This is a genomic window from Thiomicrospira sp. WB1 (genome assembly GCF_001507535.1).
In the GTDB taxonomy this organism is placed as follows: Bacteria; Pseudomonadota; Gammaproteobacteria; order Thiomicrospirales; family Thiomicrospiraceae; genus Hydrogenovibrio.
Map to the genome: position 1 here is coordinate 383411 of NZ_LQBN01000002.1, position 14516 is coordinate 397926.

The window sequence follows — 14516 nt, forward strand, 5'->3', positions numbered from 1 at the left end:
TTTGCCCGCACAGATGGTATGCATCGACACAGTTTAGATAAAGGAGACGCTTGTGGTAAAAACGCGATTCGCCCCCAGCCCGACGGGCTTTCTGCACATTGGCGGTGTGCGCACAGCCTTGTTTTCCTGGCTTTATGCACGCCAGCAAACCGGGCAGTTTGTTCTGCGCATCGAAGACACGGATCGCGAGCGTTCCACCCAGGCCTCGGTCGACGCCATCCTTGATGGCATGCACTGGCTGGGCCTGGACTATGATGACGGCCCGATTTATCAGACCGATCGTTTTGAACGTTACAAGGCCATCATTGACCAGCTGCTGGCCGAAGACAAAGCCTATTATTGTTATGCCAGCCAGGAAGAGCTGGATCAAATGCGCGAAGCCCAGCGTGCGCGTGGTGAAAAACCCCGTTATGACGGGCGCTACCGGGACTTTACCGGTACGCCGCCGGAAGGGGTCAAGCCCGTGATCCGGTTTAAGAACCCGCAGGAGGGCAGTGTGGTCATCGATGATCTGGTCAAAGGGCAAATTACCGTGTCCAACAGTGAACTTGACGACCTGATCATCGCCCGGTCGGACGGCACGCCCACCTATAACCTCACTGTGGTGGTGGACGACTGGGACATGGGCATGACCCACGTCATTCGCGGGGACGACCACATTAACAACACCCCACGCCAGATCAACCTATATCAGGCATTGGGGGCGCCGGTACCCAAGTTTGCGCACATCCCCATGGTGCTCGGCAGTGATGGCGCACGCCTGTCCAAACGCCACGGTGCAGTGTCCGTGCTCCAATACAAAGAAGAAGGCTTTTTACCGGAAGCCTTACTGAACTATCTGGTCCGATTGGGGTGGTCTCATGGCGATCAGGAAATTTTCACCCTTGAAGAAATGGTGGCGCATTTTTCTTTGGAAGCGGTTAATGCCGCCCCGTCCACGTTTAACGAAGAAAAGCTGCTCTGGATCAATCAGCAGCATATTCAGACCACACCGCTTGCTAATTTAACCGCGCATCTGACCCCTTTTATGCAGGAGCGTGGGCTCGACACCGAGCAGGGACCGGCTTTGTCCGCTGTGGCCGACCTTTTGCGTGAGCGGGCAAAAACCCTGGTGGAGATGGCGGAGGCCGCCGATTACTTTTACCGTGAGTTTGACGCCTTTGATGCGGTGGCCACCAAAAAGCATCTGCGTCCGGTTGCCGAAACACCGTTACGCACACTCAAAGACAAACTGGCCGCGCTGACAGACTGGTCGACCAAATCCATCCATGAATGCATTCAGGCCACGGCAGCTGAGCTGGAAGTCGGCATGGGCAAAGTGGGCATGCCATTTCGCGTGGCAATCACTGGCGGCGGTCAATCGCCTTCGATTGATGCCACGGCGGAACTGATTGGGCAGACACGCTGTTTGGCCCGTATGGATCGGGCTTTGGCCGTGATTGAGGAGCGCAAGGCGCAAAACGGCTAAAATTGTCAAAAAAGTGCAAAAATGGCTTGACCGTCACGGTGAGTTCCTTATAATACGCACCCATCAGCTCGAGGGGCTATAGCTCAGCTGGGAGAGCGCAACACTGGCAGTGTTGAGGTCAGCGGTTCGATCCCGCTTAGCTCCACCATTTTACTTAGGCCAAATGGTAAAGAGATGATGTTTGTGTCCCGTTCGTCTAGAGGCCTAGGACACCGCCCTTTCACGGCGGTAACAGGGGTTCGACTCCCCTACGGGACGCCATTGCGGGAATAGCTCAGCGGTAGAGCACAACCTTGCCAAGGTTGGGGTCGCGAGTTCGAACCTCGTTTCCCGCTCCAAATTCAGATTGTATGAATGTTTCCTCTAGGCCGGAATCATACATTCACACAATCGCCTGCTTCGGCAGGCATTTTTTTTGTCTGGACAAAATTTGTTTCAGGCAAAAAACCCTCCCGTCCCGTTCGTCTAGAGGCCTAGGACACCGCCCTTTCACGGCGGTAACAGGGGTTCGACTCCCCTACGGGACGCCACATCTTAACCCGCCGATTGCGAATGTGATCGGCGGGTTTTTTCTTTCTATAACCACCTGTTTTTTACCAGGCCTGGTCACTTTTGGTGCGTTTTGAATCATCGCAGTCGTTTATTTCATGCGTTTGCATGACAACCCCTTAAGATTTCATTACTTTTTCTTTTGGGTGCACGCCTTGCTTTGTGTCGATAACAGCAAACAACCCACCAATATCACATCACTGTCATCTGAACAGGGCAGGATGGCTGAATGATTGAAGCCCTCCGGGCAATTTGCTTTACAATGTGGCTAAAACGTATCGACGAAAAGGGAGCACAGACATGGCGCAGGCTGATATAGGCGTGATCGGTTTGGCCGTTATGGGTCAGAATTTGGTTCTGAACATGGCGGACCATGGTTTCAAGGTAGCGGTGTACAACCGCTCTTATGAAAAGACCGATGCGTTTATTCGCCAACGAGTGGCAGGGCGCTCCATTGTTGGCGCACAAACGCTTTCCGAACTGGTCGATCAGTTAGCCACGCCCCGTAAAGTCATGCTGATGGTCAAAGCGGGCGCCGTGGTGGATCAGTTGATTGAGGATTTGATTCCGCTGCTGTCTGAAGGCGACATCATCATCGATGGCGGTAATTCCCTCTACACAGACTCGACTCGCCGCACTCAGCGCCTCCAAGCCGAAGGCTTGCATTTCATCGGCACCGGAGTGTCGGGCGGTGAAGAAGGCGCCCGCACTGGTCCGTCGATTATGCCGGGTGGCGACAAAACGGCCTGGCCCGCGGTCAAACCGATCTTTCAGGCCATTGCCGCCCAGTCCGATGATCAGCCCTGCTGTGACTGGGTGGGGCCGGAAGGCGCCGGGCATTACGTCAAGATGGTGCACAATGGCATCGAGTATGGCGACATGCAGCTGATTGCGGAGGCGTATCATTTAATGCGCCAGGGCCTGGGGTTATCGGTTGAGGCCATCCAAGCGGTCTTTGCTGAATGGAATCAGGGTGTGTTGGACTCATACCTAATTGAAATCACGGCTGATTTACTGACGTTTAAAGACCAGGACGGCGAACCGTTGGTCGACAAGATTCTGGATGCCGCCGGGCAGAAAGGCACGGGCAAGTGGACGGGCATCAGCTCGCTGGAACTGGGCGTGCCGGTAACCTTGATCACCGAATCGGTTTACGCCCGTTGTCTGTCGGCCCTGAAAACCGAGCGCGAACAGGCCGCCGATCGCTATCCGGCGGGTGAGGCATCCACATTGAGTGAATTGGACACGCAGGCCATGATTGATGCGTTGCATGATGCGTTGTATGCCTCAAAAATCATGTCGTATGCACAAGGCTACATGCTGATGCGCGAAGCGGCCAATGAGTTTGACTGGGATCTGAATTACGGCGGCATTGCGCTGATGTGGCGCGGTGGGTGCATCATTCGCAGTCGTTTTCTGGAAAACATCAAACAGGCCTATGATCAGAACCCGACCTTAAGCAACCTGCTGCACGATCAATTTTTTGAAGACGCGGTCAAACAGGCCGAGCGTCACTGGCGCAAAGCGGTGGCCTTTGCGGTCACAGAAGGCTTGCCGGTGCCGGCGATGAGTTCGGCGCTGGCGTTTTTTGACGGCTATCGCTGCGCCCGGTTGCCCGCCAACATTCTGCAGGCACAGCGCGATTATTTCGGTGCCCACACCTATGAACGCGTGGACGCCCCGCGAGGGGAGCGTTTCCATACCGACTGGATTCATTCCGGCGGCCACGCCCAATCCGGCAGTTACGAGGTGTAATCATGGCGCAGGCCTGTACCTATGTGGTGTTTGGCGCCACTGGCAATTTATCCCTGACCAAGCTGATGCCCAGCTTCTATCATTTGGAGCAGATGGGACGTCTGGATGAGGACATGCACATTCTGGCAATCGGGCGCCGTGACTGGTCACGTCAGGACTGGGTGGACGAAGTACGTGCTCACTTGTCACCCAAAGCCCGTGGCGGGCTGGATGCCGAAGTGTTCGATCGCTTTGTGCAGCGGCTGGATTATTTACGCATGGACATCAATGATGCGGCGGCGTATGAACAGCTGGCCCAGAAAATCGACTCCGCTGGCTGGTCGGAAAACGTCGCTTATTATCTGTCACTGGCCCCGGACTTTTTTGCCGAAGTGGTTCGTCATTTGAGCAAAGCGGACCTGTTACTGGAACAGACCGGCTGGAAGCGCGTGGTATTGGAAAAACCGTTTGGGTATGACCTGACCAGCGCCAAAAACCTGCAGCGCGAACTGAACAAATACCTCAAGGAATCCCAGACCTATCGCATCGATCATTATCTGGGCAAAGGCATGGTGCAAAACATCATGGTGTTTCGCTTTGCCAACCTGCTGATGGAACCGTTGTGGAACCGAAATTTCATCGAGCACGTCCAGATCACCCATGCCGAAGACCGCCCGATCGGCACCCGTGCAGGCTATTACGATACCAGTGGAGCCATGCGTGACATGATTCAAAGCCATTTATTGCAGTTGCTGGCGCTGGTGGCGATGGAACCCCCGGCCTCCATGGAAGCCGAAGACCTGCGCGATGAAAAGGTCAAACTGCTTAAATCCATTCGCCCCATCCAGAAAAAGCACGTGGCCTCTCAAGCCTATCGCGCTCAGTACACCGCTGGCAAAGTCCATGGTCAACCCGTGCCGGGCTATCTGGACGAACCTGGAGTGGCGCCGGACAGCGTGACCGAAACCTATGCCGCCATGAAGCTCTACGTGGATAACTGGCGCTGGGCCGGGGTGCCGTTTTATGTGCAGACCGGGAAAAACCTGCCCAAAAACAAAACGCTGGTGTCGGTGTGCTTCAAACACCCGCCCAAACAGTTTTTCCGTGATTCCCAGATTGAAAAAATGGAACCCAACTGGATTATTTTCGGCATTCAGCCGGATGAATCCATCAAAGTTGAAATGATGGCCAAACAGCCGGGTTTGGAAATCAACACCCAGCAGATCAGTCTGGATGCAGCCCTGCATCCGGACGAGGCCGATGCGTACGATGCTTATGAGGAGCTGTTGCTGGATGTGATCAAAGGGGACCGATCGCTGTTTTTGCGATACGACGAGGTCAAAGCCGCCTGGAAAGTGGTGGACCCGGTGATTGCCGCCTGGAGCACACAGACCAATTACATTGATACCTATGAATCGGGGACCTGGGGACCACAGGGCGCCAACAAACTCTTTGACTCCCCGGAACAGGCGTGGCGCTATCATACCCACCCGGAGCATTAGTATGACCGAACTCAACAGTCTGCCGGACAACTGGATGGTGTTTGACGAGGCACAAGGATTGTCGAATGATCTGTGTGCGGCAATCCTTGCCCACGCAGACGACGCTATCCGTCAGCGCGGTGCCTTTCATCTGGTTCTGGCGGGCGGCACCACACCTTTAGTGACTTACCGTCAACTGGCTCATTCACAGGCCGACTGGGCACACTGGCACATTTATCTCGGGGATGAGCGTGTTCTGCCGAGCGATGACCCCGAACGCAACAGTGTGCAAATTGACCAGGCCTGGTTAAATCATGTGCCGATCCCGACCCGTCAAGTACACTGGATTCCCGCCGAATTGGGGTTGATGCTGGCACAGCGGGCGTATCAACACACGATTGAGCGACTGCTGGGCCAACAGCCGTTTGATGTGGTGTTATTGGGCATGGGCGAGGATGGTCATACGGCCAGTCTGTTCCCGGGGCACCGGCACGATCTGGATCAACTGGTGGTCACCGAAAGCCATTCACCCAAACCACCGTCTGAACGAGTGTCCCTCAACGAACCGGCACTGGCCAACACCCATCACCTTTATAAAATCGTGACCGGAGCCAGCAAACGTGACGCCGTGGCCCAATGGTTGAAAGGGGAAGCTTTGCCCATCAATCAGATCCAAGCGGAAAGTCAGGGTGGGCAAACCCAGGTCTGGGTCGATTCTCAGGCGCTCTGATTCGACTGCGCTCGCGTCACATCGATGGAACTCGATACCACGTTTTGAATCTGTTCCAATTGGTCTAATAATTCGCCCAATTGGATGGCCTGATCCAGTTCCACTTCCAGTGTCATACTGACCGAACCGTCCACCCGGTCGGTTTTGGTATCAGACGACAAAAGGTTGATGTCCCATTGCGTTAATTGCGCCATCACATCCCGCAGAAGCCCTTTGCGGTCAAACGCCAGCAACTGAATTCTGGCCAGGGTGGGTTCGACCCGTGCCGGTTTCTGCCCGGCCCAGGCCACCTCCAGCAACCGTTTTTGCTCTTCAAATGTCAGATTCAGAATATTGCCGCAATCCTGGCGATGCACCGTGACGCCCCGGCCACGGGTTACATAGCCGATGATCTCATCGCCCGGCTCCGGGGTGCAACAGGGCGCCAAGCTGGTTGCCAATTGTGGGGCACCCACCACATAAACCCCACTCTCAGGCATGCCTTCAGGCTTGGTTTCATTTTCCACCGGAGCAGGGCGCGGCACACGCTTGGGCTCGGCCTGCCGGTTAGGTTGCAGCCAACGCTGAATCGCATCGGTCAACTGACGTTCATTGATCTGGCCTTTTCCAAGGTCTTCAAACAGGGCTTCCGGGCTGGACAGGTGAAACCGTTCCGCCAGTGTCTGAGCACTGATGTCGGCATTGAGGCGCTTACACTCTTTTTGGAACAACGTCTGACCCGCTTCAATATTGGCGTCTTTGTTCTGTTGGTTAAACCAGTGGCGGACTTTGGTGCGCGCTCGACTGGTGCCGAGATAATGCAGGTTGGGGTTGAGCCAGTTACGATTGGGGGCCCCGTTTTTGACTGAAAGAATCTCGACCTTGTCCCCGGTCTGAAGCTGGTAGGTTAAGGGTTGGATCTTGCCGTTGATTTTGGCCCCGCGGCAACTGTGGCCCAGATTGGTGTGGATCTGGTAAGCAAAGTCCAACGCCGTGGCGCCCTGAGACAGAGTGATCACTTCGTTGTCGGGCGTCATCACATAAATCTGCTCGCTCAGAAGCTCGGTGCTGATTTCATTGAGCAGGTCGGGATTGTCATTGTATTCAAGCATTTGGCGAACCAGGTTAATGCTTTTTTCCAACCGTTCATCCAGACGTTTGCCGCCTTCCTTGTAACGCCAATGCGCGGCCACGCCATATTCGGCATGGTAGTGCATTTCATGAGTACGGATCTGAATTTCCACCGGTTTGTTGCCATCGCCCAATACCACAGTGTGGATGGACTGATAGCCATTGTCTTTGGGGCTGGCAATGTAGTCATCGAACTCGGGCTTGATGTAATTCCAGTGGCTGTGGATCACCCCAAGTGCTTCATAACATTCGGACACGGAGTTGACGTAAATGCGTACGGCTCTGAGGTCATAGAGCTCTTCCATGCTCAAATGCTTCTGGCTCATTTTTTTCCAGATGCTGAAAATGTGTTTGGGTCGTCCGCTGATCTGGCAATCAATGCGTGACTGAGCAAACAATTCACGCAACCGAACCATAAATGCATCGATATACGCTTCACGCTGATCTCGCTTGGCATCCAAACGCTTTGCAATATCCTTGTAGGTGTCCGGCATCAGGTAACGGAAGGAAAGGTCTTCCAGCTCCCACTTCAACTGAGCGATGCCCAGACGATTGGCCAGCGGTGCAAAGACCAGCTGGGTTTCCTGAGCAATACGGTGGCGCGCGTCCGGTGGGGCGTCTTTCAGATGGCGCAAGCGCACCACACGATATCCAAGTTTAACGATCATAATCCGGATATCGGAGATCATGGCCAGCAGCATCTGGCGCAGTCGTTCGGTTTGCTCCTCGTTGGTCATGGCCACCGTCTGCAGATCTTTAAACTGATTCAGGCGCCGAATGCCCATCACCAGGGCGGTGACGGTTTTGCCGTAGTGGTCCAACAAGGTCTTTTCCGGCAAGTGGGTTTCCAACGCCGGGTCACTGAGCAGGGTGGCCATCAGTGTCTCACGGTCCAGCTTTAACTGCGCCAAGGCCCGGGCCACATCCACGCTGCGCACAGGAAAGGCCTGGCTGGTCGAATCGGCGACCGACAGAGCCCACTGGCAGGCCTCGCGCGCCAGCGCGTCTTCTTCGGATGTGACCAGATGGGAAAATAACGATTGGTAGAGCTTATCGCTCTGTACTTGTGTGCTCATAGTTCACCACGTAATATCTAAGCGACGATTTTAGACCAAAGCGTTGGCGGGGTTAAGGCGAAAATATGAATTGATACTGGAATTTCCCGCCCGGATCAGTGCGATTCATACACAGGTGGGCTAGAATATCGGTTTTTAAACCAATCATTTATTTTATGCCTGCAGATTCATATCGGCCGATTGAACAGGCCCGCAACAGCGCCGAAGCGTTCAGCGTCGCCCCGATGCTTGACTGGACCGATGCCCATTGCCGTGTGTTCCATCGGGTGATTTCTGACCAGGCCTGGTTGTACACCGAGATGGTCACCACCGGGGCGATTCTTCACGGTGACAACTTGCCGCGCTTTTTGGGACATGACCCCACGGATGCCCCCTGTAGCCTGCAGTTGGGTGGCAGCGATGCCAAAGATCTGGCTCAGTGCGCCCGCCTGGGAGAAGAGTGGGGCTACCAGGAAATCGACCTCAATGTCGGCTGTCCCTCGGATCGGGTTCAAAATAATTTGATCGGTGCCTGCCTGATGGCGCATCCCAAGACCGTCGCGCAGGCTGTGGCGGAAATGAAGTCAGCCGTCCAGCATATCCCCATTACCCTCAAATGCCGTATTGGCATTGATGAGCAAGAAGATTTTGACAGTTTCATGGCCTTTGTCGAACCCCAGATCAAAGCCGGGGTGGATGGGCTGATTGTGCATGCGCGCAAAGCCTGGCTGCAAGGACTGTCGCCCAAGGAAAACCGCACCATACCGCCATTGCGTTACGATTGGGTGCGGCGTTTGAAACAGCTTTATCCAGATTTGCCTGTGGCCATCAATGGCGGGATCGAAGGACCCATAAGCGGTTTGCGGTTTCTTTCGACCGACACCGAGCGCAATCTGCCTCGCCTCGATGGCGTTATGATCGGGCGGGCGGTGTATGAAAAACCTTATCTCCTCAACCAGCTCAATGATAACGCCCACAAAATCAGCCGGTTTGATGCGGTTGAACGCATGCTGCCTTACATTGAACAACACCTTGAAAAGGGGGGGAAGCTCAACCAGGTGACGCGCCACATGCTCGGCTTGTATGCCGGATTGCCGGGTGGACGAAAATGGCGGCGTTATTTGTCCGAACGCGCCTTTCGCCCGGAGGCCGGGCTGCATACGTTGCTGGAGGCCCGGACACTGGTTGAAAACGAAATTGAACGCATGCGTGATCAATACCCGGATAAGACCCGACGCATGCTGGAGGAGGCTTCATGATTCCTTTGCAAGTGCCGTTTGCGGAAAAGGATGAAGCCAAGGCATTGGGCGCGCGCTGGGACCCGATGCAAAAAATCTGGTACATCCCGGACGCTCTTGAAACGCAGGCTGACCAATTTCAGCGCTGGCTGCCGGGTGGTTCGGTCACTCAACCCGGCGCTGTCACCGATTCGCCTCTGGCTGAACAGGCCATTCCTGCCAATGACCAGGAAAAAGGGGTGCCGCTGAGCCAATTAATGTTCCAGGTGCAAACGGCTTTGCGCCAACGCTTTCAGGGTGGCATCTGGGTCAGAGCGGAAATCGCCAACCTGAATGAACGGCGGGGGCATATTTATCTGGAGTTGTCCGAAACCGCGGAAACCGGTCAGCCGATTGCCACCTGTCGCGCCATGATCTGGCAGTCACAGGCCACGCACTTACTGGCACAGTTTGAATCGGTGACAGGCGTGTCTCTTCAGACCGGACAGAGTGTTCTGCTGTTGACCGAGGTCAACTTCCATGAAAAATTCGGTTTTTCATTGATGGTGCAGGACATTGATCCCAGTTTTACGCTGGGTGAAATTGAAGCCAATCTCAACAAAATTCGTGAGCAACTGAAACAGGAAGGGCTGTTAGCGCATAATAAGCGTTTTGCCATGCCCACCGACTTTATGCGACTCGCCGTGGTGGCCCCGCCCAATGCGGCTGGACTGGGTGATTTTCGAGCCGATGCCGATCATCTGCACCAGCTCGGTCTGTGTGAGTTTCTTTATTTTTACGCCAGTTTTCAGGGCGACAAGGCTGAAACCGAACTCGGACTGGCCTTTGAAAACGTCTGGGCCCTGCATGAAGAAAAGCCGTTCGATGCTATGATCATCATCCGTGGTGGCGGGGCCAAACTCGACCTGAATCCGCTCAATACCTACACGCTCGCCAAACAGGTTGCCCAGGCATCATTGCCGGTATTGACCGGCATTGGGCATGAGCGCGACAACACCATACTGGATGAAGTGGCCGCCGTGCGTTTCGACACCCCGAGCAAGGTCATCGCCGCCGTGCGCCACCAGATTGTGACCGGCGCGCAAACGGCTCGTCAGCACTGGGAGCAGGTGCAACATCTGAGTCGGCGTTTTCTGGATCGCCAGAAACAACAGCTTCAATCCGCCGAGCACACAATTCAGCATCAATCACTGGTTTGGCTGCATCGCCATCAATCCAAGCTGACCCCCTGGATGCAGACCATCCAGCAACAGGCACAGGCCAAGGTGCAACATGAGTCATACCAATTGTCTCAACACCAGCAACAGGTTCAGACCCAGACCCAGCATCGCTTGACCATGCACCGCCAGCATCTGTCGCAGATGCACTCGATCATTCAGACCGTGCCGCACACCTTGCTGGAACGCGCACGCAAGCACAACAAACAAATGATTGGTTATGTGCTCAGTGCCGGCCCCAAAACCCAGCTCAGCCGAGGCTTTGCCTTGGTGCGTAATTCAAAGGGCGAACCCATCACCGAGGCCGAACAGGCGCGCCATCAAGCACAATTGGCCATCCAATTTCGCGACGGCACCGTTAAGGCCGTTCCTTTGGATGACCCAGACCAGTAACCATTTATTCAAACAAAGGCAACAAACATGAGTGACAACATTGAAAGCTACCAAAAAAACTACCAGGCCTTGCAACAGATCGCTCAAAAGCTGTCCCAGGCGGATGACATAGACATCGATGAACTGGTGCCCATGGTTGACGAAGCCACCAAAGCTTACCAGATCTGTCAGTCACGCATCGAAGCCGTGGAAAAAGCCCTGAACCAGCGACTGGGGCATGAAGGCGAAAAAGATCCGGAATAAATACTGAAATAAATAACAACGAGAAAATGTTCGCACACGGCCTGGAAATGGAGACGGCTGAGTTACCAGGCCTGGTTAAAAATGACTTTCTGAACATTCTGCGATCATGCCCCGATCAATCATGTTCTGAATTCCAAAGAGCTTTGAATACGAAGGGGTAGGACGAAAGGAGATATAAAATGCGCCTTGCACTCAATTTAACATAATATACATTATGCGAAGTTTAGATCGGTGTGGAGAGAGGCCAAAATCCGGTTTATACCGATGATTGGTTGCAAAAAGATGACATATAACGATTGGCTAAGACACGGGTCAATGTGATTTTGACCCGTGGCGGTTTAACACTCAGGTGGTGTTTTTCTTAAAAATAAGACACATGCTCGTTGAGCACCATGATCATTGGCGCAATGGAGACAACAGCCATCAGAATCGGCACCCAGGCTTTTTCCTGATGTTTTTTCAGCCCCATGGCACCGGCAACAATGGCGATGGGCGCGGCAATCCATGAAATGGGTGGAAACACGAACGCAAAGAAAATGGCAACAATCCCGGCCACCATACCCATGGTTGCCTCGTTCCCAGGACGGTAATCACGGGTGTTGCGCATGTCATCCGGTACCCGTCTGGCTGACTGCAAGCGCCCCATGATTGCGGCCACATCGTCTTCCGTCAAAGGCGACTTTGATAATTCCAGATCCGTCATGCCCAGTGTGATTTTTTTGTTTAAATACAGGGCTTTAACCAAGTCATTCCAATCCGCATTTTCAGGCAGATCCGCCAGGATTTTTTGTGCTTCTTCTTTGACAGACACGATGGGCGCTCCTCTTATTAGTCGATTCGTGTGAAATCATACCGTTTTTGGTGTTTTTTCGTTATTATATAGTCAAAAGTCGTTACTTGAAATAACACTGACATAAAGACCTTGGCAGGTGATCCACTCAATATAGACCTGCCACAAAAGGTTTCGCACATTTGTTTATGAGGAGCACCCTTTTATGGCGTTGATGCCAGGCTTGCAATTGAACATGGGGCAGCAACTGAAGCTGACCCCCCAGCTGCAACAGTCGATTAAAATTCTGCAATATTCAGCCCTGGAAGTTCAACAAACCATTGCGACCACGCTCGAAACCAACTTCATGCTTGAACTCGACGATGAATTTGTTGAGGAAGAGTTGGCGGATGAGCCCAGGGACGAAGCAAGCGACGAACAAACGCACGCAGACGAAAAAGAAATCGACCTGGAAAGCGCCGACAAACTTGATGATGACATGCAAGTCGACTGCGAATGGGAAGAAGTCTACACAGACATTCCCGTCGCCACCCGCTCCGCCTCACTCGACAGCGAATACACCGCGCCGGAAAACTACACCGCTGCTGAACTGTCTTTGGCGGAAAAGCTCTACTGGCAAGCCGACATTTATCCCTGGCCAAATCCCGACAACCAGGAAGTGCCCGACCAGGCTGTGATTGCAAGTTATCTGATTGATGAAATCGATGACGAAGGTTATCTGAAAACGCCGCTGGAACAAATCGAAGCCGCGATCAAAAAAAATGAACCCGAGCTCGCAATCTCGGTTGAACAGTTGGAACAGGTTTTGGCCGTCATTTGGGAGTTCGAACCCACTGGCGTCGGCGCACGAGACCTCAGTGAGTGTCTGTTGCTGCAGCTGAAACCCCTCAAGCAAACCCCTTATGTTGTGACCGCTCGCAAAATCATCGAAGACCATTTCGATCTGCTCAGTGTGCGCGATTACAAACGGCTGAAAAAAATCTACCTGCTGGATGATGATGATCTGATGGAAGTCATTCATGTCATTCAGGCATTGAGCCCGCGTCCGGGCCGCGCTTATGCGTCCACCCAAAACGAGCTGGTGATACCCGATCTGCGCCTTCACCGCACCGCAACCGGTTACATGGTAGAACTCAACCAGGAGGCGTTTCCCCGTTTATCGATTAACCGTGCTTACGTTGATATGGCCAATGATCTCCAGGGACAATCGGGCGAATCAAAACAGATCAAGGAACAGCTGTTTGAAGCAAAAAGCCTGATCAAAAGCATCCAGAGCCGTGGCGAAACCCTGCTGCGCGTCGGGCGCTACATCGTGGAAAAGCAGGCCCGGTTCTTTGAAGAAGGCGAACAGGCGATGCAGCCCATGGTCCTACGTGACCTGGCCGAAGCCCTGGATCTGCATGAATCGACCATTTCGCGCGCCACCAATCAGAAATACATCCAAACGCCGCGCGGCACGTTTGAGCTGAAATACTTCTTTTCAACCGGCGTTTCTCAATATGGCAGTGACGATCAGTCAGCCATAGCGATCAAATCTCACATCAAGCAATTGATCGAAAACGAAGATCCCAAAAAACCACTCAGTGACAACAAACTGATGCAATTGCTGGAAGACAAGGACATTTCGGTGGCGCGCCGCACCATTGCCAAATACCGCGAAGCCATGCACATCCCCTCTTCCAGCGAACGCAAACGGATGAATCAATACCGCTAAACAAACCAGGATCACGCGAATGTTGAACCACGATTATCACATCACTGTCATTGAAGACGACCCGGTCCAACTGGAAACCCTGGAAACCGCCTTGAAAGGACAGGGGTTTAAGGTTCACGGCTACGCCGATCGCACAGCGGCGGAAGCCGGGTTTGAGCAGCAACTGCCCGACCTGGTGATCTCTGACATCATTCTGGGTGACGAAGTGGATGGCGGGTTTGAATTGGCAAAGCATCTGCTCAGCTATGAGCGCGCGATTCCGGTGATTTTTCTGTCCGAACGTCAGTCCGAATTCGACATCTACACCGGCCACGCTCTGGGCGCCATCGACTATCTGCCCAAGCCCATCACCCTGGCGGTTCTGATCGCCAAGGTGAAAAATCTGCTTCGCATCACCGCCTCATCCGGTCAGGGCAGCAAGGTATCAAAAATTGAAGGACTGGAGCTCAATGAAAGCCAGTTCAAAGCATATTGGCAGTCCAAGCCTCTGGACCTGACCGCCACCGAATTTGAAATGCTGAAACAGTTTGCGCTGGCAGGCGAGCGCGGCGTGGTCACCTATGAAACCCTTCAAGCCGCGACGCAAGGCGTGGTCGAGCGCAATACCATTAACACCCATATATGCCGTATCCGCTCAGCGTTTCGGGCCGTGGATCCGGATTTCAACCTGATTCACAACGAATACGGGCGCGGATACAGTTGGTATCAGAAGGACTGAATGGGGCCCCGCCCTGACCGAACCAGGTTTTTACCAGGCCTGGTAAAAAACCACTCTCTGACTACGCAGGTTGTTT

11 protein-coding genes and 4 tRNA genes are annotated in these 14516 nt (G+C 53.7%); 13 read left to right on the forward strand and 2 right to left on the reverse strand.

Annotated features, from left to right (window positions below; translation table 11 throughout):
* The first annotated feature begins 52 nt into the window (after positions 1-52).
* From gltX to pgl, 8 genes are all read left to right on the forward strand, one after another.
* A complete protein-coding gene (gene gltX, locus AVO41_RS06175; RefSeq protein WP_153003497.1) occupies positions 53-1468 on the forward strand; it encodes a glutamate--tRNA ligase in 1416 nt (471 codons plus the stop codon).
* A 72-nt stretch (positions 1469-1540) separates the two neighbouring features.
* Positions 1541-1616: transfer RNA gene (locus tag AVO41_RS06180), tRNA-Ala, on the forward strand.
* Positions 1617-1653: 37 nt separating this feature from the next.
* A tRNA-Glu gene (locus AVO41_RS06185) sits at positions 1654-1729 on the forward strand.
* Positions 1730-1731: 2 nt separating this feature from the next.
* Positions 1732-1806, forward strand: a tRNA-Gly gene (locus tag AVO41_RS06190).
* 116 nt (positions 1807-1922) lie between these two features.
* Positions 1923-1998: transfer RNA gene (locus AVO41_RS06195), tRNA-Glu, on the forward strand.
* A 319-nt stretch (positions 1999-2317) separates the two neighbouring features.
* Entirely contained in the window at positions 2318-3772 is a 1455-nt protein-coding gene (gnd, locus tag AVO41_RS06200) for a decarboxylating NADP(+)-dependent phosphogluconate dehydrogenase (protein ID WP_068584287.1), read from the forward strand.
* A gap of 2 nt (positions 3773-3774) precedes the next feature.
* Positions 3775-5253: a glucose-6-phosphate dehydrogenase gene (zwf, locus tag AVO41_RS06205; protein WP_068584290.1), complete on the forward strand. Its 1479-nt coding sequence runs from the start codon at positions 3775-3777 to the stop codon at positions 5251-5253.
* Position 5254: 1 nt separating this feature from the next.
* Positions 5255-5962, forward strand: coding sequence for a 6-phosphogluconolactonase (pgl, locus tag AVO41_RS06210; protein WP_068584293.1), 708 nt, complete (start codon positions 5255-5257; stop codon positions 5960-5962).
* Here pgl and AVO41_RS06215 read toward each other — a convergent pair.
* Positions 5950-8148, reverse strand: coding sequence for a bifunctional (p)ppGpp synthetase/guanosine-3',5'-bis(diphosphate) 3'-pyrophosphohydrolase (locus AVO41_RS06215; protein ID WP_068584295.1), 2199 nt, complete (start codon positions 8146-8148; stop codon positions 5950-5952). The genes pgl and AVO41_RS06215 overlap by 13 nt on opposite strands.
* Positions 8149-8303: 155 nt before the next feature.
* Between AVO41_RS06215 and dusA the strand changes: the two genes are divergently transcribed.
* From dusA to xseB, 3 genes are read left to right on the forward strand one after another with little or no spacing between them, the layout of a single operon-like run.
* On the forward strand, positions 8304-9386 hold the full coding sequence (dusA, locus tag AVO41_RS06220) for a tRNA dihydrouridine(20/20a) synthase DusA (RefSeq protein WP_068584297.1): 1083 nt from the start codon (positions 8304-8306) through the stop codon (positions 9384-9386).
* Positions 9383-10975 (forward strand): exodeoxyribonuclease VII large subunit, encoded by a 1593-nt coding sequence (gene xseA / locus AVO41_RS06225; RefSeq protein WP_068584300.1) that lies wholly within the window; start codon positions 9383-9385, stop codon positions 10973-10975. Before dusA ends, xseA begins: the two co-directional genes overlap by 4 nt.
* A 27-nt stretch (positions 10976-11002) precedes the next feature.
* Positions 11003-11218, forward strand: coding sequence for an exodeoxyribonuclease VII small subunit (xseB, locus tag AVO41_RS06230; protein ID WP_068584304.1), 216 nt, complete (start codon positions 11003-11005; stop codon positions 11216-11218).
* Between the two features lie 361 nt (positions 11219-11579).
* Here the strand turns inward: xseB and AVO41_RS06235 are convergent, their stop codons facing one another.
* Positions 11580-12029 (reverse strand): hypothetical protein, encoded by a 450-nt coding sequence (locus AVO41_RS06235; protein ID WP_068584307.1) that lies wholly within the window; start codon positions 12027-12029, stop codon positions 11580-11582.
* Positions 12030-12213: 184 nt separating this feature from the next.
* On the opposite strand from AVO41_RS06235, the gene AVO41_RS06240 reads away from it, so the two are divergent.
* Together AVO41_RS06240 and AVO41_RS06245 are read left to right on the forward strand one after the other, a co-directional pair.
* On the forward strand, positions 12214-13722 hold the full coding sequence (locus tag AVO41_RS06240) for an RNA polymerase factor sigma-54 (RefSeq protein ID WP_068584310.1): 1509 nt from the start codon (positions 12214-12216) through the stop codon (positions 13720-13722).
* 19 nt (positions 13723-13741) lie between these two features.
* Positions 13742-14440 (forward strand): response regulator transcription factor, encoded by a 699-nt coding sequence (locus AVO41_RS06245; protein ID WP_068584313.1) that lies wholly within the window; start codon positions 13742-13744, stop codon positions 14438-14440.
* Positions 14441-14516 lie beyond the last annotated feature (76 nt).